Consider the following 23,464-nt stretch of genomic DNA (forward strand, 5'->3'; position numbering starts at 1 on the left):
TATTTAAATACTTAAAGTGTAATTCTCGTTAAAGGCACTCTAAACGGTTAATTTTGAGTACCTGAATAACTAAGAATTTGCCGGATTGAAAGTTTTGTCATAATCAAGCAAGAATTTTGCAAGCTTAGGATCGGTAAAATCAGCTGCCAAAGGCTTGCCCGTGTCCAAGGCATCGAGCCTTTTAAGATCCTCTTTATCAAGATTGAAATCAAAAATATCTAAATTCTCAATCATTCTTTCTTTATGGACCGTTTTAGGAATTGAAACGATGGACTTTTGAGCCAAAAACTTCAAAGCTATCTGGGCGTTGGTTTTGCCGTATTTGCTGCCGATTGCTTTTAATGTTTTATCCGTGAATAAATTATTTTTACCTTCGGCAAGCGGACTCCAGGCCATAAGCTTGGTTTTATATTGCGCCATAAGTTCCGTCATTTTCCTTTGCTGCGTGAAGACATGGGTTTCAAGCTGGACGACGGCTGGTTTTATTTCCATGTTTTCGCATAAATCAATAAATCTTGCATCATAGAAATTGCTAAGACCAATTGCTCTTACCTTCCCTTGCTTATATGCTTTCAGCATCGCACGATATGTTCCGTAATAATCACCAAAAGGCTGATGAATAAGAAGCAGATCGATATAATCGGTTTTAAGCTTGCGCAAAGACTCGTCAATACTCTTTAAAGCCTTGTCATCACCAGCATTTGATATCCAGACTTTGGTAGTAATAAACAGTTTATCGCGAGGCACTCCTGAATTTACAACAGCGCTACCTACACCTTCTTCGTTGTAATATGCCTGAGCAGTATCGATTAGACGGTAACCGACATTAATAGCCTCTTTTACCGCTTTTTCACACTCATTTGCCTTAATCTGATATACACCAAAACCTACAAGCGGCATCTTGACGCCGTTATTTAAAGTAATGTACTGCATTTTAATCATGGATCCTATGTGAAGAAATAAACCTTACCGTCGGCAAATCCATATCATCATAAATAGGACTGCTGCCGGTATTTAGCGCCGCAATCGCCTGCATCTCATCATCTGAAAGGGTAAAATCAAAAATATTGAAGTTTTCAATCATCCGTTCTTTTCTAACGGTCTTGGGAATAACTACGATATTACGCTGATTTAACCAGCGTAAAATTACACTGCCGACACTTTTATGATGATTTTCAGCAATTCGTTTTAATACTTCATTATTAAAAATATCATTTTTCCCCTCGGCAAACGGAGCCCATGCTTCATGCGCAATGCCTTCACTTTTTAAAAAAGCATTAGCGCTATGCTGCTGAAAGAAAGGATTAGTCTCTATTTGATTTAATGCAGGCTTTACTTCATTATGAAGGCACAAATCAAGAAGGCGCTCATTTGAAAAACTGGTAATGCCGATAGCACGAATCAATCCCTCTTTATATAGTTTTTCCAATGCGCGCCAAGCGGCATAATAATTTCCGTAAGGCTTATGCAGAAGGTAAAGATCTATGTAATCAAGACCTAATTTATGTAAAGACAAATCAAAGGCCTTTAAAGCATCCTCATACTCATAATCCTGAACCCATAATTTAGTCGTAATAAATAATTCTTCACGCTTAATGGCGCTTGAAGCTATAGCTTTACCGACTTGTTCTTCGTTAAAGTAGGCTGAAGCGGTATCAAACATCCTATATCCCACCTCAAGCGCTTTATTGACAATTTCTTCAGTTTCATCCACCGGAATTTGATACACACCAAAACCTACTGCGGGCATCATCACACCGTTATTCAATCGTACGTCTTTCATTGATATTACCTGCCAAACTGATAATCAAGGATTAATTGAATAGTAGTGTTTTATAGCCTAAAATTCTTTACATAAATCTTTGCATTTATGTCACTTTTCGTGGTTTTTAAAATCAATTAAGGCATAGTATGAATATGGCAAGTAAAGGAATAACCTTTATTGAAAGTCCGGATAAATTAGATCCAGTCCTAAACGTCGGCAGTATTCTGCATATCCTTTGTTTGCAAGGCAGCTTGAGCTTTTTGTTTTTTAACACTCATTACAATACCGCAAAATTCGATTACGTAATATTGCCTGACGCATCATTAGTTTCCCAAATCACGGCATCAAGTGATTTTAAAGGCATAATCATGCTTCTTGACCAAAAGTTCGTGTCGTCAATTGCCATCCGCAGCAATTACGGCATCATCGGACATCTGTCATTGCTGCAAAACCCGGTTATGCGTCTTGATGAACATGATTTTAAAAACTGCAGAACAGATCTTTTACGTCTTAAAGAGAAAACTTATAAGCACGATCATTTGTTTTATACGGAGATGTTAAGCTCGCTTTTGTGCGCGCACATCCTTGACCTTTACGATATTCATGCCAAAAGCCGCAAAATAAGCGCTCTTTCAGAACGAAAAGCGGTTATCTTGAAAAAATTCATCGATCTGCTTTATGCAGGATCCTTTATCAATCACCGTAATCTTTCTTTTTATGCGCAAAAACTTTTTATAAGCGAGCATTATCTTTCGGAAATTTGCAAAGAAATAAGCTGTAAACCTGCTTCCTACTGGATTGATCTTTTTACCGTTAAAGAAATCGTCCGATATTTATGCCAAAAACACCTTACTCTAAGTCAGATTGCAGAAAAGCTTAATTTCTCATCCCTATCTTATTTTTGCCGCTACTTTCGCGCTAAAACCGGATTAAGTCCCAACGCTTACCGCAGCAGCATTTATCTTCTTTAAATTTTGTTTAACGTATATAGAGCTTAAAACACTATTTTTTTATCCGATCAAAAACCAAATCCACCCCGATTAAAAGGTCAAAACTCGGCTTAAAATCAATGAGGCGGGCAGTTTCCAAATTAAGACACAAATTTAAAGGCGCATAATAGTACTGTGAAATCATTTCAGGTTTTTCGCCTTTAACGATTCGTTCAATAACTCTGGCCTCAAATTCTCCCGACGCCTGCAAATCAGCGTTGGATAAGGCCATTAAAGCGCCCATTTGAACTTCATTTTCCCCGGTTTGAGAAAAAATCGGCAGCTTTCTATCAATTAGAGGCTTTATCTGATAGTAAAAGTTATCTGGTGACGCTCCGTTTCCCATGGGAATATATACGGCATCCACGGCATCATTGGCAGCCAGATTCAAAGCGCACGTACTAAAAGCACTTTGTGTCTTGGCATGATTATCGCCTACAACAGGACCTTTACATTCGATGAGATTAAATTTAAGTTCCTGAGAAAGTTTTCTTATAATCGGTACGGCCTGGCCTGGCTGATTTATCGGATTATCATCGATAATAACGCCCAGGTTTTTAAACTTAAAAGTATTATAAAAAAGCCTTAGTTCCGACTCGTAGCGATTCATTTCCTTTTGCACGTGAATGTTCTTTTTATTTGAAAACTCACCAGGTCCTATTATTCCCGAACTTTCAGGATCGGTAGGAGTCATGACTAAAACCGGAACGTTTAAGGAACTGTCAGTAAGCATCTGACCTGCAACGGTTCCCAGTGCCCATACCATGGAAATGTCACTTGAAGACTTTATGCGATTTTTTAAAGTATCGGCAAGCTCTTTGGCTTTATCATGATCCCAATATCCGTCATAAAATCCGTCTTCAACAAACTCAATGCAGCCGCCTTGCGTCTTTTGCGCCATTTCCTGAAAACTATTGTTCTTATCTAAAAGAAAGTTACGATCAATAAGCTCACCGTTTATAAATCCGTTTCTTTGCAAGGCAAGAGTTGTTTGTCTGAATACTTTTTGAAAATCCGTATAGCTTCCGGCCTGAAAAACTGCCACCTTATACGCTTTTCCCAGCGAACATTGCGTACTTTGCGCTGAAAAAGCGGCAAAACTTAATAAAACTTGCCCCAAAATAAACGCTTTAAAGCTGCGTTTAAAAAAATTATGTAAAAACATGATCCTCTTACATCCGTACAGGTGCAATACTGTCCTTAACTATCTATAATAAACGCAAAACCACGGTCTTTTGAGTAAATTAATGAAAAATATCCTTAAAGCTGTTTTCAATCTGCGCTTATTTGCCGTTTTAGTGGTATTTTTCATATCCCAATTCTTTTTTGTCTCACTTGTCGTCTCTTCTTATAACGATTACCGCGTTCAAACTGCGCAGGATCTGCTGCAATTTAATATAAATAATACCGCAATGCGTATTAACAACATCACGGCAATGGGACGCAACATTCAAAACTATCAAAGAGCGATGCAGGATCTTTACGATCTGAAAATGATAAGTAAAGCCGCGGACGTTTTTATCGCGGATAAAGACGGACGGATTGTTGTCGGTAAATCAACCGTCGGATTAAATACCCTAGATATTAAAAAACTTACCGGGCAGAACATCTTACTTTCCGGCAATATTTATTTATACGCACCCTTTTTTGATATTACAGGACATAATGCGGGTTTTGTTCTTGCAACGCTTGGAAACAATCAAAAGCAAAGTTTAAGTGAAGAAGAAACAAAAGAGCTTTATGCAAGCGTAGGACTAGGCCTTGTTATCTCCACTTTGTGCTTTATCGTCTTTTTTATTCTGATTAACCTAAAAAGACAAAGTGCAAACCATGTTTTATCGGTAAGAACTTTACTTATACCTTTTTTTATTGCGCAAATGATTATAATTGCCTGCATGACGCCAAGCGTGATAAAGGCAATTGATAATCATGCCGACTCATTGCAGACGGCAGCTTTCGGGTCAGTAAGCAAAGACTTCTCCGCCGTCACGAGACTTAACATCAGCCTTCATGAAGTAAGCGGCTTTAACGATTACTTTATAAAATTAAAAGAAAATGTTCCTTTTATCGATAAAATTTCACTTACCGATGAAAATGGCAATGTGATTGCCGGCGACAATCTTAAAATCGATCAATACTTTCCTATCATCAGTCATAATGAAGTTATCGGCTCGCTAAGCCTTACCACAAAGATTGAATACACAAAATTTGTTGATTTGGGGCTTAACTTACTGACATTATTTTTTATTTCAGCGCTTTTAGCCTATGAATTGACCTCGCTGTTACGTCACGAAATGGCAAGAATGCTGCGTCCACAAAAGAAAATCCCTTTTGAACCTTCGCTTATCCGTCCGCTTGGTTTTTTGATTATTTTCGGCGCTTTCCTACCTGTCAGCATCGTTCCTGTCTTTATGGGTCAATATGCCGATGATTTAGGCTTTTTATCTTCAGATCTTGTTAAAAGTCTTGCCGTTTCAACCGACATGACAGGTGTTGCAATAAGCTCTCTTTTGATTTTGTTTTGCGACAAAGCATTAAGCGATTGGAAAAAAGTATTGCCTATAAGCACTTTCCTCCTTATTTTCAGCACCGCGCTATGTTTTCTGTCTTTTAACGCCTATTCATTTTTACTTGGCAGACTGTTATACGGCATTGCCTACGGCGGCATTATCGTAAGCTGCCAATTATGCGTTATGGACGCAACCGACGATACCTCTCGGGCAAAAGGCATGTCTGCAGCATTTGCCGGACTTTTCTCGGGAGTTTTATGCGGAGTAGCCGCAGGCGGAATAATCGCCGATAAATTTAATATGCGCTTGGTGTTTGCAATTTCCTGTGCCTTTGCCGTATTTAATTTCCTGCTGTTACTTTATATTATGAAGCACCGTACAGCGCTTAGCGCTAACGCTTCTACACATAAAAACGATTTTAAGAGCGCTTTACTTCCTTTATCAAAAGTAACTGCCTTTATTAAAGATCCTAAATCCTTGTCTCTCATGCTCCTGCAGGTAATCCCTTACAGCGCTATCGGCATCGGATTTTTTAATTTCTTCCTGCCCGTTACCGTACAGGAAAACGGAATGGGAGCCTCAACCGTCGGACAGCTTAATTTCTTATATTCGTTCCTGGTTATCATCCTTGCTCCGATCATGGGCAAAGTTATAGATAAAATTGACCGAAAATATGTGATTTTGTCTCTGGCACTTTTATTCTCAGCGCTGGTTCCGCTTGCATTTAAACTGCCAAGCCTTATCGGCGCTTCAATACTTGCCATGATTTTATTAGGCATATCCGCATCGATTAACGAAGGCGGTCAACCGGCCGTAATGGCAAGTTATGAGGTTTCTAAAAAAATCGGACCGTCAATATCAATTAAAGTCCTGGATTCATTTTTAAGGTTGGGTCAAATAGCAGGGCCTCTCATAATTGCCGTAATAATGAGCGCTTTCGGCACCGCCGGCTTTTCATTCATGGCAATAACAGTCGCAGTATGCGCAATGCTGTTTTTTATAATTCAGCACTTTTTGAACACAAGGAAAACATCGTGTTAACTGATTTTCTAAAACCGCATCTTAAAAGTTTCTGCGATAAATTTTCCGACATGAGTTTAAAAGACTACCATGGACTGCTTTTTACCAAGGGTACCGTACCGTCTGACACTTTTATAAATGCCGTTATAAGCAACATAAAACTAAATTACGGCGATATTGATGAAGAAAACGTACGCTTGGCGTTAAAGCATCCGCAGTGCGTTTATTGCGCCAATCACGGCGGAATTGAAAATCATCCTGAACTTATAGCATCAAGTCTTATGAGTTCATACTTTGCTCCGCTTTTTAAAAAGCAGGCTTTAATAATTCTTGCCTGTACCTCCATTGGCCCTAAAAACCCTACCGTTCCCGGCGGTTTCCTTTTAGGAAAGCGCCTTGAAGAAAACCACTACAAGCGCAAAAGAATAAGCTTCATCCCCAGAAAATACGATCTTAAATATCTTTGTTCCTTAAGAGCGCTAAAAAGTGATGATATAAAGCGCAAGCTAAACACGGTATCTGCTTTAGCATCATCATATGAACTCTCAGCCATAGAAGCTTTTACTCCTGAAAATTTCGGAGAAAATTCTTTTTTAAGCCAATGCTTTAAGACAAACTCATTTTATATAAAGAGTTTTTTAACTAAGGTTCCCCATTGCCCCTGCTACTTTGTAGATGACAGCGTCCTAATAAGCGATCTTTTGAAAATATCGCTTGAAAATGAAAATTCATTTATTTTCAAAATTTTTAACTCTCCTCATCTTTTATATACGCTTTGTAAAAATCTTAAAGGCAGAGCTAACCTTTGGTCTGATGAAAGGGTAACGGACAATTGGAAAGACGATTTTACCGGCAGAGGATCGGTACTTTTTTATAGAAAAAAAGACTCAGGAACTATTGAACAATTATCTTTGGTCAAAGATAAAAACGACGTCTATCTTCGATCGGCTGACTATACATTAAAAGTAACGCCGCAGAACATCATTGAAGCTTTAAATAAAAACGCGTTAATTGCCGATCTGTATTTAGGCTATATCTGCTTGACATTAGACTATAACGTATCTTTAATCGGCGGCATCTTTTTTAACTACTATATAAAAGATATGCTGGAAATTACCGCAAAAACTTTAAATCTGCCAAAACCTACAGAGCCTATATACAGCACTGAATTTATTCAATCTTTTTTAACACCGTTTAAAGTCATCAGCCCTGATGCAGATCCTTTTTCTCTTAATAAGTCCCGTCCGCTGCTGCAGCTTGATTTACATCATCTTGAGCCTATAGATGAGACACAAGCTTCTTCCTTACTAACTGCAACGGTAAAAGAAGCTTTACCTCTATCAATTGCGGATATGCTTTTGGATTTTGATTTGTCCGATACGCAAATTACCGATCTAAGACAGGAATTAGTAAAAAATCTAAATGCCAAATCACCGATAGAGTTTTATCTATAGATTTTTACACAAGAAAAAATTAATTTAATTTTTAGCCTAAATAAGCAACTAATAATATAATACGCACCGTAAAAATAAGCGTTTAACTTTACTTAAAGGACAAAGGTCGGATATGCTGACTCAAGGAATGTATTCTATAGGCTTACTCGTATGTTCTAACATTTTCATGACCTTGGCATGGTACGGTCATTTGAAGATGAAAGAGGAATTTTCATGGTTTGCCGCATTACCTCTTCTTGGCGTAATCATTTTCAGCTGGTGCCTTGCCTTTTTTGAATACTGCCTGCAAGTTCCAGCAAATCGCATCGGATTTAAGGATAACGGCGGTCCTTTTGATATTATGCAGTTAAAAGTTATTCAGGAAGTAATAACGCTTACCGTTTTTACCGTGTTTTCCATCATAGCTTTCCATATGGAGCTTAAATGGAACCATTTATGGGCGGCTTTATGCTTAATCGCCGCAGTTTATTTTGCTTTCAGACCGTAAAATTTTTTAGCGCCGTCTTGTCAAAAATGCAAGACGGTGTTTAAGCGGCTTTTTTACTGCGATGAGCAAACTTTAAAAATTCAGAAGGTATATCCTTTTCATCAAGATTTAAAACCGCATCCGTACTGCCGAGCTTTTTTGCCATATCATAAAACCAGCATTTATACTTAAGAAAATCCAAAGTTTCCTGCAGTAAAGCAATTTGCGACATGACCTCTTCTTTTCTTGCATAAAAAAGCGCACGCCGTTTTTCTATTGAGGAATCACCTTGGGCGCACCAGATAAGAAATTCTTTAATATCTTTAATGGAAAGACCGCTGTGCTTTAAACAGTCAATTACATTTAAAACCTCAAGCTCTTTATCTGAAAATACGCGAATACCGCCTTCGGTGCGCTTTAAATCCTTAAAAAAACCTTCTTTATCGTAAAATCTCAAAGTTGAAACGGAAATTCCCGTCAGCTTTGCCACATCACCGATTGAATATTTCACTTTTCACCTCAAAAAACTCTTGACCTAAAGTTAACTTTAGGTCTTATGATTTTATCAGCTTAAATATTTTTTGGCTAACATCTAAGGAAATTTATATGAAAGACTGCGCTAATGATTTTGATTTTTGCACCCCGACCAGAGTTTTATTCGGCAAGGATAAGATTAATGAGTTACCAAAAGTTTTAGGTGCTTTCGGTAAAAAAGTACTGCTGGTTTACGGCGGCGGCAGTATTAAAAAGAACGGGATTTACACCAAGATTCAAGAACTGTTAAAAGACTTTGATTTGTTTGAACTTTCAGGAGTAGAGCCTAATCCGCGCGTATCTTCAGTCAGAGCAGGAGCCAAGATCTGCAAAGAACAAAATATTGATGTGGTTCTCGCCGTGGGTGGCGGCAGTGTTCTAGACTGTTCCAAAATCATCTGCGACGCTGCCTTCTATGACGGAGATGCTTGGGATCTGGTAATTGACGGCAGCAAAATCACTAAAGCTCTGCCTTTGGTTTCAATATTGACTTTAGCTGCAACCGGCAGTGAATTTGATTGTGCTGCGGTTATCTCCAATCCTGATACCAACGAGAAAATCGGAATTTTAAATCCGCTAAATTTCCCCAAAGTATCAATTTTAGATCCTTCATACACCTTGACCGTTAATAAAAAACATACTGCAGCAGGCTGTGCCGATATTATGTCCCATATCTTCGAGCAGTATATGGTTGACGGTACTAATATGGTTTCAGAAGGTCTTTGCGAAAGCATTCTGCGTACCGTAATTAAATTCGGGAAAATAGCTTATGACAACGGCAGCGATTATACCGCCCGTGCCAATTTAATGTGGGCAAGCTCCCTTGCCTGCAACGGAATTTGCGCTTTAGGCAGCGATATGGCAGCTTGGGTCTGCCACGCTATTGAACATGAATTAAGCGCATTCTACGACATTACTCACGGCGAAGGCCTTGCAATTCTTACCCCACAGGTAATGCGTTATACCTTAAGCGCTAAGACTCAAGCCCGTTATGCAGCTTTTGCCCGCCGCGTCATGAACGTAAATATCGAAGATGATAATAAAGCAGCTCTTGCCGGTATTGAAGCACTTGAAAAATTCTTTGCCTCAATCGGCCTGCCTAAAACCTTAAAGGAAGTCGGTATCACTGACGAACTTCACTTTAAAGAAATGGCAGAGCATGCCTGCAAATGCTTCCCTCTGCATTTGGCCTTTGCACCGCTTGCACCTTCTGATGTTGAAGAAATTTTACGCATGTGTAAATAACTCTTAAAAGGGACGCAGACGCGTCCCTTTTAAATTAATGTCATAAAAAAACATGAGAACTTTGTCGGTTAAATTATGTCTGCTTGCTGTTACGGCGCTTATCTCTTTCAATGCTTTAGCAATTGATGCAAACGAAGACAAAAGAGTGGAGGCGCTGCTTAATTCTTTGGCACGGCATCACGAGCTTATCTTTGTCAGAAACGGAGATGAATATAAAGTAGAAGCTGCCGTTGACCATTTAAAAATGAAATACGATTATGCCAAGGACGATTTAAACACTGCTGAAGATTTTATTAAATACTGCGCCAGCCGATCTTCATTTAGCGGTAAAGAATACCTTGTGCTTCATCCTGACGGAAAACAAGAGACGTCATCTATATTTCTAACCCGTTTATTGCAAGATATTGATGCTAAAACCAAATGAAAAAACATTCCGTTAAACATATATCTTACTTTTTACTTCCGGCAGCCATTATGTCTTTAATTCTATCTTCATGCACCACCCAATTTGGCAGCTTACCTGAAGGTGAATATATCTCTGTTTTAGAGAAATCACCCAACTATCACAACGGCGAATTTAAAAATATTGAAGAAACACCGATGATGTCGGGAGATAAAGGGAAATTTGAGGCTTGGTGGGATTTTGTGTTCGCATCATATCCGGATATTGCGCCCCAAACAGAGATCCCTCATGTTAAAACCGATCTTAAAAAACTTAATTTACAAGATGATCTGTTAATTTGGTTCGGACATTCTTCCTCTTTATTGCAGATAAGCGGTAAAAGGATCTTAATTGATCCCGTAATAAAAAATTACGCATCCCCTGTTTCTTTTTTAAATAAAGCTTTTTTAGGTACAACTTTGTATACAACTGAAGATTTACCCGATATTGATTATCTGGTTATCTCACACGATCACTGGGATCATCTTGAATATTCAACCGTAAGCTACCTAAAAGATAAAGTAAAAAAAGTAATTTGTCCTTTAGGCATCAGAAGCCATCTTGAATACTGGGGATTTACACCGGATAAGATCCTTGAAGGAGACTGGAACAGCCATATCAATGTTGATGAAGCTTTAAGCGTAGATATTCTGCCGGCACGCCACTTCTCAGGACGCTTTTTAAGTTCCAATAAAACATTATGGGCCGGATTTTTATTTACTACTAAAAATCACCGTATTTTCTACAGCGGCGACAGCGGCTACGGCAAGCATTTTGCGCAAATCGGATCAACATATCCTAATATCGACTTGGCGCTGCTTGAAAACGGTCAATATAACGAAAACTGGAAATTCATTCATATGTTTCCTGAAGAAGTTGCACAAGCTGCCGTAGATATAAAAGCCAAGAAAGTGATCCCAATGCATTCAGGCAGATTTGCTTTAAGTACCCACAAATGGGCAGACCCTTTCATCCGTCTTGATAAAGCAAGTATTGGCAAAAGCTTTCAGCTTTTGACTCCGATGATAGGTGAGATTGTTGATCTTAATAATAACAAGCAGATTTTCACTAAATGGTGGGAGACAGTACCAAGCAAATAAAAAAGAAAATTAAACCAGACGAGAAACACGCCTATACGTAAAAAGTATAGAAACATATAAAAACAAAGTATTTTTGTACAAAGTTTAAACTTTCTATACTCAATACAATTGGAGAAAAGTCAATAAAAAGACAAAGGAGCACATATGCGCTATAGAGTATTGCCTCGCGGCGGAGAAAAAATCGGTGAAATAGGCTTAGGACTTGGAGCCGTGACTCCTAATAGTGATATGTTTAAAATCCTTTCATATGCTTTAGAAAAAGATATCAATTTTTTTGATTTATGCGGTGCTTATGATTTTATTTACCCGCATATAAAGACTACTTTAGCTAAAAACCGTTCTAAAGTTTTTACGCAAATGCATTTAGGAGCGATATATAAAAACGGGGCTTATGCTTTTTCCCGCAATCTTAATACCGTAAAAGATACCTTCCTGCGTATTCTTGATACTACAGGGCTTGAATATACCGATTTTGGTTTTTTACATTGCATCGACGAAGAAAAAGATCTTAATTACGTATTAGAAAAAGGCATTTTTAATTTAGCAGAAGATTTAAAGCGACAAGGGATCATTAGACATCTGGGTTTTTCCACCCATACTCCAGTCATTGCTGAAAAACTTATAAATTTAGGCATGTTTGATTTATTTATGTTCAGCATCAATGCCGCATTTGACTTTAAAAAAGGTGACTATGCTATAGGAGATTACGCCCAGCGCGAAAATTTATATCGCCTTGCTCAAAGCAAAGAAGTTGCAATTTCCGCCATGAAGCCTTTTGCCGGAGGACAGCTTTTAAACGCTAAATTATCGCCTATAGGCATTGCTCTAACTCCGCTGCAATGCATTTCTTACGTTCTTGAGCGCCCTGCTGTTATTACTTTAGTGGCCGGTGCCACCAAAGTATCCGATATTGATGATTATATGCGCTATTTCACGGCATCTCCCAATGAACTTGATTACTCGGTATTAGGTACGGCAATATCTCAAGACGCCAAGGGACGCTGCCTTTACTGCAATCACTGCTCTCCGTGTCCGAAAAAAATCAACGTCGGGCTTGTCAATAAATATTACGACCTAAGCATACTTGGAGATCCGCTTGCCAAGGAACATTACTTAAATCTTGAGCATCATGCCGGAGAGTGCAATAACTGCGGACACTGCGACAAACGCTGCCCCTTTAAGGTAGAGCAAATAAAGAAAATGCATGAAATTTCCGAATATTTCGGAGTATGACTATTTTTTAAACTAAGGAGATGTTGACTATGAAATTTAGGTTTAAAAGTACATCATTGTTTGCTGCAGCGCTTTTGACTTCGCTGTCAGCCTTTGCCGCCGATATTGATACTGCAGCTTTAAAGCATCGCGTTGATGATAAAGATGCGCCTATCGTATATATGACAACAGATATCAGCCCTGCAGGACTAATGAAAGCCTATGAAGCCTTAGGACGGGTTCCTACAGGTAAAGTTGCGGTAAAGCTCTCGACCGGAGAGGCCGGAAATAATCATTACCTTCAGCCTTCATTAATTAAAGAATTAGTACAAAAATTCAACGCCGACATCGTTGAGTGCAATACAGCCTACGGCGGATCACGTGCTTCTACTGCTATGCATCGCCAAACTATTAAAGATCACGGTTTTGATCAAATCGCCAAAGTAAATATCATGGACGAAAACGGCGGTATGGAAATTCCGGTAACCGGAGGAAAACACTTAAAATCCGACTTGGTAGGTAAAAATCTTGCCGACTATGACTTTATGATGGTTTTATCTCATTTTAAAGGCCACGCCATGGGCGGTTTCGGCGGAGCGCTGAAAAATATTTCAATAGGCGTAGCATCTGCCAATGGAAAAAACCGTATCCATACTGCCGGAATGTCCGATGAAATCGGAACTTTCGCCACTATAGCAAACGGTGCTTTCATGTCAAACAGCTCAGATGAGCACAACGCTTTTATTGAATCAATGGCAGAAGCAGCCTCTGCAGTTTCCGACTATATGGGCAAAGGCGAGAAAATGCTTTATATCTCGGTCATGAATAATCTTTCCGTAGATTGCGACTGTGACGGAGATCCGAGCAAACCCGATATGCATGATATCGGTATCTTGTCCTCTCTTGATCCTGTAGCCCTTGACCAAGCTTGTGTTGATTTAGTTTACGCCGCTCCCGACGGGGCTTCCTTAATTAAACGCATGGAAAGCCGCAACGGTCCCATGATCCTTGATCACGCCGAAGAAATGGGGCTTGGACATAAAAATTACCGCTTAGTATCTTTAGATAAATAAAAAATCCTATGTTTACCGCGGCGTTAAAACCGCGGTCTTAGCAGCAAATTTATGTACGACTTTATCGAAAGAGAAATAATCTATCTTTGGTACTACCTTGATATTTTGTGCCGGCAAATCGTACCTTTTTATATCATAGGTACTTTATTAGGATCGGCAATCTCAGTTTTTGTCAAAGATAAAATTCATGCTCTGCTTGTTCGCAGCAAACTTAAAAAATTCGGTTTCTTAGGATATATTCCCGCTGCACTTTTAGGCTTTGCCTCGCCTATCTGCATGTACGGCACTATTCCTTTGGTCGTAGCTTTTTATCAAAAAGGAGTAAGACAGGACTTTTTAGCCTGTTTCATGGTTGCATCCATTCTTTTAAACCCCCAGCTTATAGCTTATTCGGCAGCTTTAGGGCCTCTTGTTTTCTTTCTGCGGATTTTAACCTGCTTTCTCATGGCATTAAGCGCAGGACTTTTAATCCGTTTTTGCTTTAAGAATAAGGAATTTTTCATCTTTACCTCATTCGGTGTAGGACATAATCATGATACCGATCCTAATCTTTTTATACGCTATTTAAAAAATGTCGGACGTAATCTAAAAGCTACTTTGCCTTATTTTGCAGCAGGTATTTTACTTGCGGCTCTTTTTACCATTCACGTACCGCAAGATGCATTCTCTGAGCTCTTCGGTAAAAATAACGGGATAGGCGTTTTATTATCGGCAACTTTGGGTGTTCCTTTATATTTATGCGGTGGTGGAACAGTACCGATTTTAATCTCCTGTCTATCCTCAGGTATGTCCTGCGGAGCTGCAGTAGCGTTCATGCTTTCAGGCCCTGCAACCAAACTTACCAATATAACGGCGTTAAAATCTATCTTAGGCCTTAAACATTTTATTTATTACATTGCATTCGTAATGATCTTTGCGGCAGTCTCAGGTTTATTAACCGATGCCTGTTTATTTATTGTAAATAGCGGAGCATAAAATGAAAGAAGATCTAAAAGCTATTGCCGACTACTGGTCATTACGGGCACAAGGCTATGCTCTTGATACGCAAAATGAACTTTGCGATAAAGAACATTCTTTTTACGCACAGAATCTATTTAATCAATTAATCGAGCATCGCTTTTGCAATACGCCTGCAGCACTTGATATAGGATGCGGTCCAGGTTTCTTTTCCATTCTTTTGGCTAAATCTGGATTTAAAGTAACAGGCATAGATCTAAGCATTACCATGCTCACAAAAGCCTCCGAACTTGCCGCCTATCATAAAGTCAACCTCAAGCTTATTAAAGGAGATATACAAAATCCGCCTTTCGCCCCTGCAAGTTTTGATTTAATCGTATCGCGCAATGTTTTTTGGAACTTACCTGACTTGCGTATTGCCTATACAAAAGCTTTAGAGCTTTTAAAGCCTCACGGCCTTATGCTGATTTTTGACGGAAATCATTATTATCAATATAAAGATCCTGATTATCAAAAGTACGATCCGCATAAAACCCATCGGCATCTTGAAGATATTGATGTATCAATTATCGACAAGATTGCAAAAAAACTGCCGGCATCTTATAAACTGCGTCCTGACTTTGACTTAACTATCTTAAAAGATATAAATAAATGCCAAGCACAATCTGAAATTTTAAAGTCGCATATTAAAAACGGAAAAAACATTATTGATGCTTTTGTCATTAAGGCAATAAAGGATGCTTAAATGAGTAAAAAGCTGCGGTATTTGAAAATAACAGTAAAAAATACGTTAGCTTTTATCGTAACTTTACTGTTTATTGCCTCATTAAGCTTTTTTATCATTGTATCCTTACCGGGAGATGCGGCATTAAACGCCATGCTGCCAATGGGTATTACCGATACCCATGTAATTAATGAGCTGCGACAAAGCTTGGGAATTGATTTGTCATTGCCGCTGCGTTTTTTTAATTGGTTAAAAGCCGCAATCTGCTTTGATTTCGGGCAATCCTTTTATTATGCAAGTCCGGTAAGCGCTGTTTTAGCCAAAGCTGCTCTCATCACCTTGAAAATATGTTTTATTGCAGCAATTTTAATCGTAATAATTTCCCTGCCCTTAGGTCTTTATTGCGCTCTTTACCCTAATTCTTTACTGGATAAGCTCTTACATGTACTGGCGATTTTATGCTTAAGCCTCCCTACTTTTATTCTCGGTCTTATATGCTTAAGCATAATGGGGGCCAAACTTAAACTTATAGGAACTCTTCCTGCAATAACATTTAAGGAACTTTTGATCCCGGCAGGTACGCTTGCACTGCCTATGATTGCTTACTATATACGACAAATCCGTACCGCGGTGTTAAAAGAAATCGCACAAAGCTATATCCAAGCTTTAATCGTGCGCGGAATTTCCTTAAACGTAATTCTGCTAAAGCATGTACTGCCGCGAGCTCTTATCGCACTTTTACCGCTTGCCGGCATCAGCTGTGCCCGTCTTTTGTGCGGGTCTGTCATCGTAGAAACCGTTTTTTCCATTAACGGACTTGGTACTGTTGCATTAAAAGCCGTCACCATGCGCGATATTAACCTTATCGAAGCCTACGTTATTTATTGCTCAATAATCTTCATTATTTTAAACAAAAGCGTAGATCTGCTGTGCCGCCGCTTATCCAGAAAAGCTCGAGGTGACGTAAATGAGTAAAAGATTAGTCTTTTATCTTATAAGTTTGATTTGCGTCATCTGGTGCGGTTTTTTATTTTTGGGAGCTTTTTTTATTCCTTGTGATCCGTATACAACCTCCCCCGAGCTTTCTCTTGCCGCTCCGTCGTCATCCCATATTTTAGGCTGCGATCGTCTGGGAAGAGACCTATTGTCAAGACTGCTTTCTGCCTCTTTTCCCTCATTTCTGACTGCGATAGCCGTTATCGCCGTTTCTCTTGCTATAGGGGTAATATTGGGCCTTATACAAGCTTTTTGTAACAACTTTTTAGGATCTATCAGTAAAATATTAACAGATCTGCTGCTCTCTTTTCCTCAAAGTATTGCCGTTATCTTCATCGCTGGTACTTTAAGCGCCGGTATTTTCGGTTCAAGTTTTGCCATTGCTCTTTTCTTATGGCCGCATTTTGCGCGTATCACTTACACAATCTCCGGTGATGCTATGCAAAACGACTATATGAAACAAGCAAGACTTTCAGGTGAAAATACTTTTAGAATCATCAGATACTATCTTTTTTACGAGTTAAAAGATCAACTTTTAATTACTGCTCTTTTAGATTTAAGCGCCGTAATTTTAGCTATGGCGACACTGTCTTTTTTAGGTTTGTCTTCCCAGCCGCCGCTGCCTGAATGGGGATCTATGCTCTTTGAAAACCGCAACTATTTAGACAGTGCTCCGCATCTGCTTATTTTCCCCGCATTATTTATTTTTATAAGCTCACTTTTATTTAATCTTTTAGGACAAAGCTATGCTAAAAGATTTGAAATAAGCAGGATAAATTTATGCTGAAAATAAAAAATCAAATAAAAAAATTACTGTCTGTTTTTTTCTTAGTATTTATCCTGCCTCTTGCGATTGTTTCCTGCGGCAAAAGCGATAATATGACCGCAGGCACATCAGCAAACAACGAAAAGTCTTTAAAGGTAGGATTATTCTTTTTAAATTATTCGCTTGATCCTAAGGACTATTTTAACGGATGGATCCTGGTACGGGTCGGAGCCGGAGAAACATTGCTGCGTCTTGACGACAAAGGCAGCCTTATCCCGGCGCTTGCAGAACAATTTAAAGTTATCAATAAAACTACTTATGAGCTGACGTTAAAGCAGGGTATTAAATTCTCCGATGCAAGTGAACTTAACGCCGACATGGTAAAGCGCAATTTAGAAAGAATTTTTGCCTATAGCCCTCGAGCCAAACAATATTTTGAGCCTTTAAAAATCAGTGCCGACAATACTAAACGTACCATAACGATTTACACCAAAAAACCGTGTCCCGAGCTTTTTTACAATCTATGCGAACCGCTTTTTGCCGTCATAAAACTCCCTGAGTCCAATCAAGACTTAACTGTAAGCCTTCCCGTTACAACGGGTCCTTATCAAATAAGTTCGTTTACCCCCAATGAGCACATTCAGGTCACTCCGAATCCTTATTTTAGAGACGGCAAAGCACCGCTTTCATCCATTGATTTTTATTACATACCGGATGCACAAAGCAGACTTATATCCTTAAAGGCAGGAGATCTTGATATCATTACTACGGTAGATTATCCTGATTTCAAACTGCTGCAAAATGACAGTGCCTTCAATACGCAAAGTACTCCCGGACCGCGCACTGATGTCGTTTATCTAAATCATAATAATGAATTTTTAAAGCAAAAAATCATCAGAAAAGCCATCAGTTTAGCAATAAACCGCAATGAAATAGCACAACTTACCGGCAGTGAGCCCGCTTCCGGAGTTATTTCTCCGCATTTTGATTTCGGACGTGAAATTACCACTACAGATTACAATCCATCTCTTGCTGCAAGTCTGCTTGATACAGCTAAGATCATCGACTTAAATCATGATGGAATAAGAGAATTTAACGGTCAAAACATTGAACTAAACTATCGCTTAAAATCAGATCACGGATCTGCAGACAGCCTTATTATCGCCCAATGCATTAAAGAAGATTTGGCAGCACTGGGCATTAAAGTAAATCTTATTCAGACGGAAAATTTAAGCGCCGCTATAAGTGCAGCCGACTTTGATTTATGTTCAGCCAACGACAGCGCTCTGCCCACCGGAGACAGCGGATACTTTTTAAAATCACGCTACCATAGCAAAGGTGACGCCAACTTCGGGCATTATGCCAATCAAGATCTTGACGCTTTACTTTCAAAACTTGAAGAAAGCTTTGAAAGAAACAAACGTGTAAAGCTTACCGTACAGATTGCCAATCTATTAAATGAAGATGTAGCAGCTTTATACATAAGTTATCCCAAGCTTAATATCGTAAGCTCCAATAGGGTTAAAGATCTGCATCTTTATACTTTTGATTACTACTTAATCGACTCTAAGGTAAACGTAGATGCCGGAACTTTTACAAATTAACAATCTGTCAATTACAAATGGCGACAGAATTTTTGTGAAAAACGCCAATCTTGTTTTAAAACAAGGTGATTGCACCGCCTTAACCGGCCCTTCCGGTGTCGGTAAAAGTACATTATTTAAAGCTGTTTGTCATTTATTGCCATGTGACTTTTCCGTAAGCGGAGATATTTATTTTGACTCGCAAAATATCAGTATGCTTAATTTAAAACAATTAAGATCCTATTTCGGTTCAGGCTTTACCCTCATTTTGCAAAATCCTCAGGAAAATTTTGACGATCGCAAAAACATCTTAAGTCACTTCGAAGAGGCTATGCGGGCTACAAGCAAAGAGGCAAAGCTTAAAGTTAAAGAGCTTGCCGTAAACCTTTTATATAAAATGCAGCTTGCCTACCCGCAAAATCTGTTAAAACGCCGGGCTTTTGAGCTTTCTCAGGGAATGGCGCAGCGTGTAATTTTAGCTCTTGCCCTATTGCAGCAGCCGAAACTTATTCTTGCGGATGAATTTACCTGCTCGCTTGACGTTATAACCCGAATACAAATTTTACAGCTGATAAAAAATCTGCAGCGAGAAATGGGATTTAGTCTATTTTTTATTACGCATAATGAAGACGAAGTAAAATTTTTAAACGCCGCCTGCTACCACCTTGAAAACGGCACACTTATCCGCAAAAGCATAAATGAGGCAGACGCTGATGTTGCTTAAACTCACAGATCTTAAATTTAACTATGACGTTGAAAACCATAAGCAGGTTAAAGCTCTGCGCGGTCTTTCTTTATGTATAGATGAAGGACAGATGCTCTCACTTGTAGGTGAATCGGGCTGCGGCAAAACCACTTTATGCAATATTTTAAATTTGTGCTTAAAAAATTATACGGGACATGCCGAATTTTGGGAGACAGAGTTAAATAAAATAACGGATAAAAAAGATTACTACACTAAAATTCAGTATATTTTTCAAGATCCTAAAAGCGCTGTAAGTCCTTATCAAAAACTCTCCTATTTTATGGCTGCTCCTTTAATTAATTTAAAAGGCTTAAACAAGTTTGACGCTTTTAAGCTTATATCAAGGCAATTACCTAAAATCGGACTTCATACCGATATTTTAAATAAGCATTCAAACGAAGTAAGCCTTGGACAACTGCAAAGACTATGTCTGCTTAAAAGTCTTATCATCAAACCTAAATTGTTATTATGTGATGAAATTACCGCATCTCTTGACCCTCTCTCTGCACGGGAATGCTTAAAACTTATAAAAGAATATCAAAATGAAGGCATGAGCGTTTTATTTATAACCCATGACTTCAATCTAGCCAAAAGTTTCTGCAAACGTCTTGCCATTATGTTTAAAGGCATGATTTTAGAAGACTTGCAGGACTGCTCTCCGCTGCACCCTTATACTAAAGAGCTTGAAAAGGCTTCGGATATTTTAAGTGGAAAGCAAGATCCGATTTTATTAAAACAAAACAATGCTCTGTCATGTCCCATAAGCATTGACAGCGGCTGTCCTTATTACAAACGTTGTGCAAAAAGAATACCGCAATGTTTAAACACAATGCCGGAACTTGTAAGCATGCCGTCAGGTCACAGCGTGCGTTGCCTTAACATATTGGAGATATAAACATGGCTATGGATTTAGATGAACTTTTAAACGGGGTAAAAAACGGCACCATTTCAATTGAGTCTGCAAAAGCAAAAATTAAAGCTGCGCCTTTTATCGATCTTGATTATGCCAAGCTGGATATGCATCGCCGCTTGCGTACCGGTATGTCAGAGGTAGTATTCTGCCAAGGAAAAGCTGATGATTTCTTAGTTAAAATCGTAAGCAAGTTCTTAGAGGTGGACGGCGAAGTTTTCGGTACGCGCTGCAGCAAGGCTCAGGCTGAAATGCTGCAAAAACTTATGCCGCAACTTCAATATGATCCGATAAGCCAAATAATTTCCTATCATAAAGAAAAAGAACTTAAAGGCTCCATTGCCGTAGTCACCGCAGGAACATCCGATATAAAGGTAGCCGAAGAGGCTGCCCGCACTTGCGAATATTTCGGCGGCAAAGTAAGTCGTATCTATGATGCCGGAGTAAGCGGACTTCATCGCATTCTGGCAAATTTAACGCCGATCCAAAACGCCAACTGCACTATTGTTATTGCCGGCATGGAGGGAGCCTTGGCTTCGGTTATCGGAGGCTTGGTCGCCAATCCCGTTATCGCAGTGCCGACTTCCGTAGGCTACGGTGCGAATTTTCACGGTTTGTCCGCCCTGCTTACCATGATCAATACCTGTGCTAACGGTGTCGCTACCGTCAATATCGATAACGGATTCGGAGCCGGCTTTATCGCCACGCAAATCAACCGCCTTGCAGTTAAAGCCAATACCGATAAATAAAAAGGATACATTATATGAACTCTCTTTATCTTGATTTAAAAAGCGGCATAAGCGGAGATATGTTTGTAGCCGCCATGCTAGATTTAGGCGCAGATCAAAAACTTGTTGAATCAGTATTAAGCAGCATTAATCTTGAAGGCTTTTCCGTTGCCGTTTCACGAGTAACTAAAGCCAATCTTGATATGTGCGACTTTAAAGTAAAACTTACCGTCGACAACCATGACAGTGACATGGATTATTTGTTTCCACAAGCACACCGTCATTTAGATCATGAACATCATGATGAAGAACACAGCCATCTCCATGAGCATGAGCATGAGCATGAACATGAACATGCACACGGACACGAACACTCCCATGAGCATCATCATGATCACCGCAATCTTAAGGATGTGATTGCCATTATTAATAAAAGCACAGCCTCGGTAAACGCTAAACGTCTTGCAGAAAAAATCTTCACCATAATCGCTAAAGCCGAAGCTAAAGCGCACGGCAAGGCGATTGAAGACGTACATTTTCATGAAGTGGGAGCACTTGACTCCATCGCCGATATTCTAGCGGCAGCTGTCTGCATAGACTCACTTAATATAGATAAAGTATATTGCTCAGCACTTGCCGAAGGTTACGGTGAAATCAACTGCTGCCACGGAGTTCTGTCGATTCCGGTTCCTGCCGTCTGCAATATTCTTGCCGACAATAAAATTCCGATGCGTCAAACAGATACTTTCGGCGAGCTCATCACCCCTACCGGGGCCGCTATCGTCGCAGCGTTAAACCCTACCTTTGCTCCTTTACCACAATGCGTTATGCTAAAAACAGGATACGGAGCAGGCAAGCGAGCTTACGTCAAACCAAGCTTCGTAAGAGCAATTTTATTTAAAGCAGATAATAAAGAAGAATCAGCTTTATATTCTAATGATGAAATAATTAAAATAGAATGCAATATTGATGACAGCAGCGGCGAACTTTTAGGTTATCTTGCTGAAAAACTGCAGCAAGCCGGAGCTTTTGACGTCAGCTACACCGGCGTTTTCATGAAGAAAAACCGCCCCGCCTACGAGCTTAAAGTAATTTGTGCACCCGATAAACTTTTATCCCTAAGCAAAATCATACTTAACGAGTCAACGTCGATAGGACTTCGTTATATTCCCATGAAGCGCATCATCTTAAAACGTGAAATTTTTGATTACGAATCAAAGCTTGGCCAGATAAAAGTAAAGCGCTGTACCTTGCCTGATGAATTGGGCGGAAACGTCTTTACCTATCCTGAATATGAAAGCTTAAAAGCACTTGCTGAAAATAGACATCTCACTTTAAAAGAAACCGATGCCATTATACGGGGAGAACTTTATGCCAAGCGCTGAGGAAAAGCTTATAAGTTACTTAACGCCGTACGCCAAAAAGCGTACGGCGCTTGCCTTCTCAGGCGGTGCCGATAGCACTCTTTTATTATTTGAGCTGTCTAAACTGTGCCGTAAAGAAGGCGGGAGCGTATATGCTTTTTACGCAAGTACAGCATTAAATCCGCGCCTTGAAGCTAAAGAAGCCCTCAATATATGTCAAAGCTTTAACGTATCTCTTGAAATCATTGAAATATCCGTACTTGAATATATTAAAAATAATCCGATAAATCGCTGTTATTTATGTAAAAAGCATATTTTCAGTGCAATTGCGAATAAAGCACGGCAACGTAAATGCGATGTAATTTTTGACGGAACCAACAGTGACGATCTAAAAGAGTATAGACCCGGCATTAAAGCCCTTCATGAACTTGATATCTTAAGTCCTCTTGCTTTAATGAATATCAATAAAACCGAAGTACGCCATATTTTAAAAAATCATGATATCAAGACAGCAGCAAAGCCATCAGCACCGTGTTTAGCTACTCGCTTCCCTTACGGAACATGCTTAACCCAAGAGAAACTTGATGCTGTAGGAAATGCCGAAAGCAAAATAAAGGCTTTAGGCTTTTATAATGTAAGAGTAAGAGCGCATGACAATATCGCTAGAATTGAGCTTGATGAAAATGAATTTTCTAAAGCATTAGCGCAAAAAAACATGCTTCTCGGCATAATTAAACAAGCAGGTTTTGATTACGTAACCTTGGATCTTGAGGGATTTAAATCAGGAAGTATGGATAAAAAACTACTTAAAAATAACTAAAATTAGACATTAATCAATACTTATAAATGGATCTTTCATAGAAAAGGATCCGGCAATTCGC

Annotated in this window: 23 protein-coding genes; 19 read left to right on the top strand and 4 right to left on the bottom strand. The window is 39.2% G+C overall.

Features of this window, described 5'->3' with window-relative positions:
• Window positions 1-69: 69 nt before the first annotated feature.
• The gene (locus HMPREF9444_RS02625; protein WP_009142792.1) at window positions 70-942 is read right to left on the bottom strand and encodes an aldo/keto reductase; all 873 of its coding nucleotides are present in this window, start codon (window positions 940-942) and stop codon (window positions 70-72) included.
• Window positions 935-1,783: an aldo/keto reductase gene (locus tag HMPREF9444_RS02630; protein WP_009142793.1), complete on the bottom strand. Its 849-nt coding sequence runs from the start codon at window positions 1,781-1,783 to the stop codon at window positions 935-937. The genes HMPREF9444_RS02625 and HMPREF9444_RS02630 overlap by 8 nt, the downstream gene beginning before the upstream one ends.
• 128 nt (window positions 1,784-1,911) lie before the next feature.
• On the opposite strand from HMPREF9444_RS02630, the gene HMPREF9444_RS02635 reads away from it, so the two are divergent.
• Window positions 1,912-2,736 (top strand): helix-turn-helix domain-containing protein, encoded by an 825-nt coding sequence (locus HMPREF9444_RS02635; RefSeq protein WP_009142794.1) that lies wholly within the window; start codon window positions 1,912-1,914, stop codon window positions 2,734-2,736.
• Between the two features lie 31 nt (window positions 2,737-2,767).
• On the opposite strand, the gene HMPREF9444_RS02640 is transcribed toward HMPREF9444_RS02635, so the two are convergent.
• Window positions 2,768-3,919 carry an ABC transporter substrate binding protein gene (locus HMPREF9444_RS02640; protein WP_009142795.1) on the bottom strand — a complete coding sequence of 384 codons (1,152 nt, stop codon included), beginning with the start codon at window positions 3,917-3,919 and terminating at the stop codon, window positions 2,768-2,770.
• An 82-nt stretch (window positions 3,920-4,001) separates the two neighbouring features.
• On the opposite strand from HMPREF9444_RS02640, the gene HMPREF9444_RS02645 reads away from it, so the two are divergent.
• The 3 genes from HMPREF9444_RS02645 (at window position 4,002) to HMPREF9444_RS02655 (ending at window position 8,225) form a co-directional block, all read left to right on the top strand.
• Window positions 4,002-6,305: an MFS transporter gene (locus HMPREF9444_RS02645; RefSeq protein WP_009142796.1), complete on the top strand. Its 2,304-nt coding sequence runs from the start codon at window positions 4,002-4,004 to the stop codon at window positions 6,303-6,305.
• Window positions 6,299-7,738, top strand: coding sequence for a hypothetical protein (locus HMPREF9444_RS02650; protein WP_040909128.1), 1,440 nt, complete (start codon window positions 6,299-6,301; stop codon window positions 7,736-7,738). The genes HMPREF9444_RS02645 and HMPREF9444_RS02650 overlap by 7 nt, the downstream gene beginning before the upstream one ends.
• A 115-nt stretch (window positions 7,739-7,853) precedes the next feature.
• Entirely contained in the window at window positions 7,854-8,225 is a 372-nt protein-coding gene (locus HMPREF9444_RS02655; RefSeq protein ID WP_198002745.1) for a DMT family protein, read from the top strand.
• Between the two features lie 40 nt (window positions 8,226-8,265).
• On the opposite strand, the gene HMPREF9444_RS02660 is transcribed toward HMPREF9444_RS02655, so the two are convergent.
• Complete coding sequence (locus HMPREF9444_RS02660; RefSeq protein ID WP_009142799.1) at window positions 8,266-8,715, bottom strand: MerR family transcriptional regulator; 450 nt, start codon at window positions 8,713-8,715, stop codon at window positions 8,266-8,268.
• Window positions 8,716-8,810: 95 nt separating this feature from the next.
• Between HMPREF9444_RS02660 and HMPREF9444_RS02665 the strand changes: the two genes are divergently transcribed.
• From HMPREF9444_RS02665 to larE, 15 genes are all read left to right on the top strand, one after another.
• The gene (locus tag HMPREF9444_RS02665) at window positions 8,811-9,983 is read left to right on the top strand and encodes an iron-containing alcohol dehydrogenase (protein ID WP_009142800.1); all 1,173 of its coding nucleotides are present in this window, start codon (window positions 8,811-8,813) and stop codon (window positions 9,981-9,983) included.
• Between the two features lie 52 nt (window positions 9,984-10,035).
• Complete coding sequence (locus HMPREF9444_RS02670; RefSeq protein ID WP_009142801.1) at window positions 10,036-10,407, top strand: DUF5329 family protein; 372 nt, start codon at window positions 10,036-10,038, stop codon at window positions 10,405-10,407.
• 50 nt (window positions 10,408-10,457) lie between these two features.
• The gene (locus tag HMPREF9444_RS02675; protein ID WP_198002744.1) at window positions 10,458-11,525 is read left to right on the top strand and encodes an MBL fold metallo-hydrolase; all 1,068 of its coding nucleotides are present in this window, start codon (window positions 10,458-10,460) and stop codon (window positions 11,523-11,525) included.
• Window positions 11,526-11,669: 144 nt separating this feature from the next.
• Window positions 11,670-12,758, top strand: coding sequence for an aldo/keto reductase (locus tag HMPREF9444_RS02680; RefSeq protein ID WP_009142803.1), 1,089 nt, complete (start codon window positions 11,670-11,672; stop codon window positions 12,756-12,758).
• A 29-nt stretch (window positions 12,759-12,787) separates the two neighbouring features.
• The gene (locus tag HMPREF9444_RS02685; protein WP_009142804.1) at window positions 12,788-13,810 is read left to right on the top strand and encodes a DUF362 domain-containing protein; all 1,023 of its coding nucleotides are present in this window, start codon (window positions 12,788-12,790) and stop codon (window positions 13,808-13,810) included.
• Window positions 13,811-13,861: 51 nt separating this feature from the next.
• Window positions 13,862-14,785 (top strand): permease, encoded by a 924-nt coding sequence (locus tag HMPREF9444_RS02690; RefSeq protein WP_009142805.1) that lies wholly within the window; start codon window positions 13,862-13,864, stop codon window positions 14,783-14,785.
• Window position 14,786: 1 nt separating this feature from the next.
• On the top strand, window positions 14,787-15,512 hold the full coding sequence (locus HMPREF9444_RS02695; protein ID WP_009142806.1) for a class I SAM-dependent methyltransferase: 726 nt from the start codon (window positions 14,787-14,789) through the stop codon (window positions 15,510-15,512).
• Window positions 15,513-16,466 carry an ABC transporter permease gene (locus HMPREF9444_RS02700; RefSeq protein ID WP_009142807.1) on the top strand — a complete coding sequence of 318 codons (954 nt, stop codon included), beginning with the start codon at window positions 15,513-15,515 and terminating at the stop codon, window positions 16,464-16,466. It begins immediately after the preceding gene.
• Window positions 16,459-17,274, top strand: a complete 816-nt coding sequence (locus HMPREF9444_RS02705; RefSeq protein ID WP_009142808.1) for an ABC transporter permease — start codon at window positions 16,459-16,461, stop codon at window positions 17,272-17,274. Before HMPREF9444_RS02700 ends, HMPREF9444_RS02705 begins: the two co-directional genes overlap by 8 nt.
• Window positions 17,268-18,857, top strand: coding sequence for an ABC transporter substrate-binding protein (locus HMPREF9444_RS02710; RefSeq protein ID WP_009142809.1), 1,590 nt, complete (start codon window positions 17,268-17,270; stop codon window positions 18,855-18,857). The genes HMPREF9444_RS02705 and HMPREF9444_RS02710 overlap by 7 nt, the downstream gene beginning before the upstream one ends.
• Window positions 18,835-19,560 carry an ATP-binding cassette domain-containing protein gene (locus HMPREF9444_RS02715; RefSeq protein WP_009142810.1) on the top strand — a complete coding sequence of 242 codons (726 nt, stop codon included), beginning with the start codon at window positions 18,835-18,837 and terminating at the stop codon, window positions 19,558-19,560. Before HMPREF9444_RS02710 ends, HMPREF9444_RS02715 begins: the two co-directional genes overlap by 23 nt.
• Window positions 19,550-20,476 carry an oligopeptide/dipeptide ABC transporter ATP-binding protein gene (locus HMPREF9444_RS02720; protein WP_009142811.1) on the top strand — a complete coding sequence of 309 codons (927 nt, stop codon included), beginning with the start codon at window positions 19,550-19,552 and terminating at the stop codon, window positions 20,474-20,476. The genes HMPREF9444_RS02715 and HMPREF9444_RS02720 overlap by 11 nt, the downstream gene beginning before the upstream one ends.
• A gap of 2 nt (window positions 20,477-20,478) precedes the next feature.
• On the top strand, window positions 20,479-21,240 hold the full coding sequence (larB, locus tag HMPREF9444_RS02725; RefSeq protein WP_009142812.1) for a nickel pincer cofactor biosynthesis protein LarB: 762 nt from the start codon (window positions 20,479-20,481) through the stop codon (window positions 21,238-21,240).
• Window positions 21,241-21,254: 14 nt separating this feature from the next.
• Window positions 21,255-22,604, top strand: a complete 1,350-nt coding sequence (gene larC / locus HMPREF9444_RS02730) for a nickel pincer cofactor biosynthesis protein LarC (RefSeq protein WP_009142813.1) — start codon at window positions 21,255-21,257, stop codon at window positions 22,602-22,604.
• On the top strand, window positions 22,591-23,403 hold the full coding sequence (gene larE, locus HMPREF9444_RS02735; RefSeq protein WP_009142814.1) for an ATP-dependent sacrificial sulfur transferase LarE: 813 nt from the start codon (window positions 22,591-22,593) through the stop codon (window positions 23,401-23,403). The genes larC and larE overlap by 14 nt, the downstream gene beginning before the upstream one ends.
• Window positions 23,404-23,464: the final 61 nt, after the last annotated feature.

This window comes from Succinatimonas hippei YIT 12066 (genome assembly GCF_000188195.1).
GTDB lineage: Bacteria > Pseudomonadota > Gammaproteobacteria > Enterobacterales > Succinivibrionaceae > Succinatimonas > Succinatimonas hippei.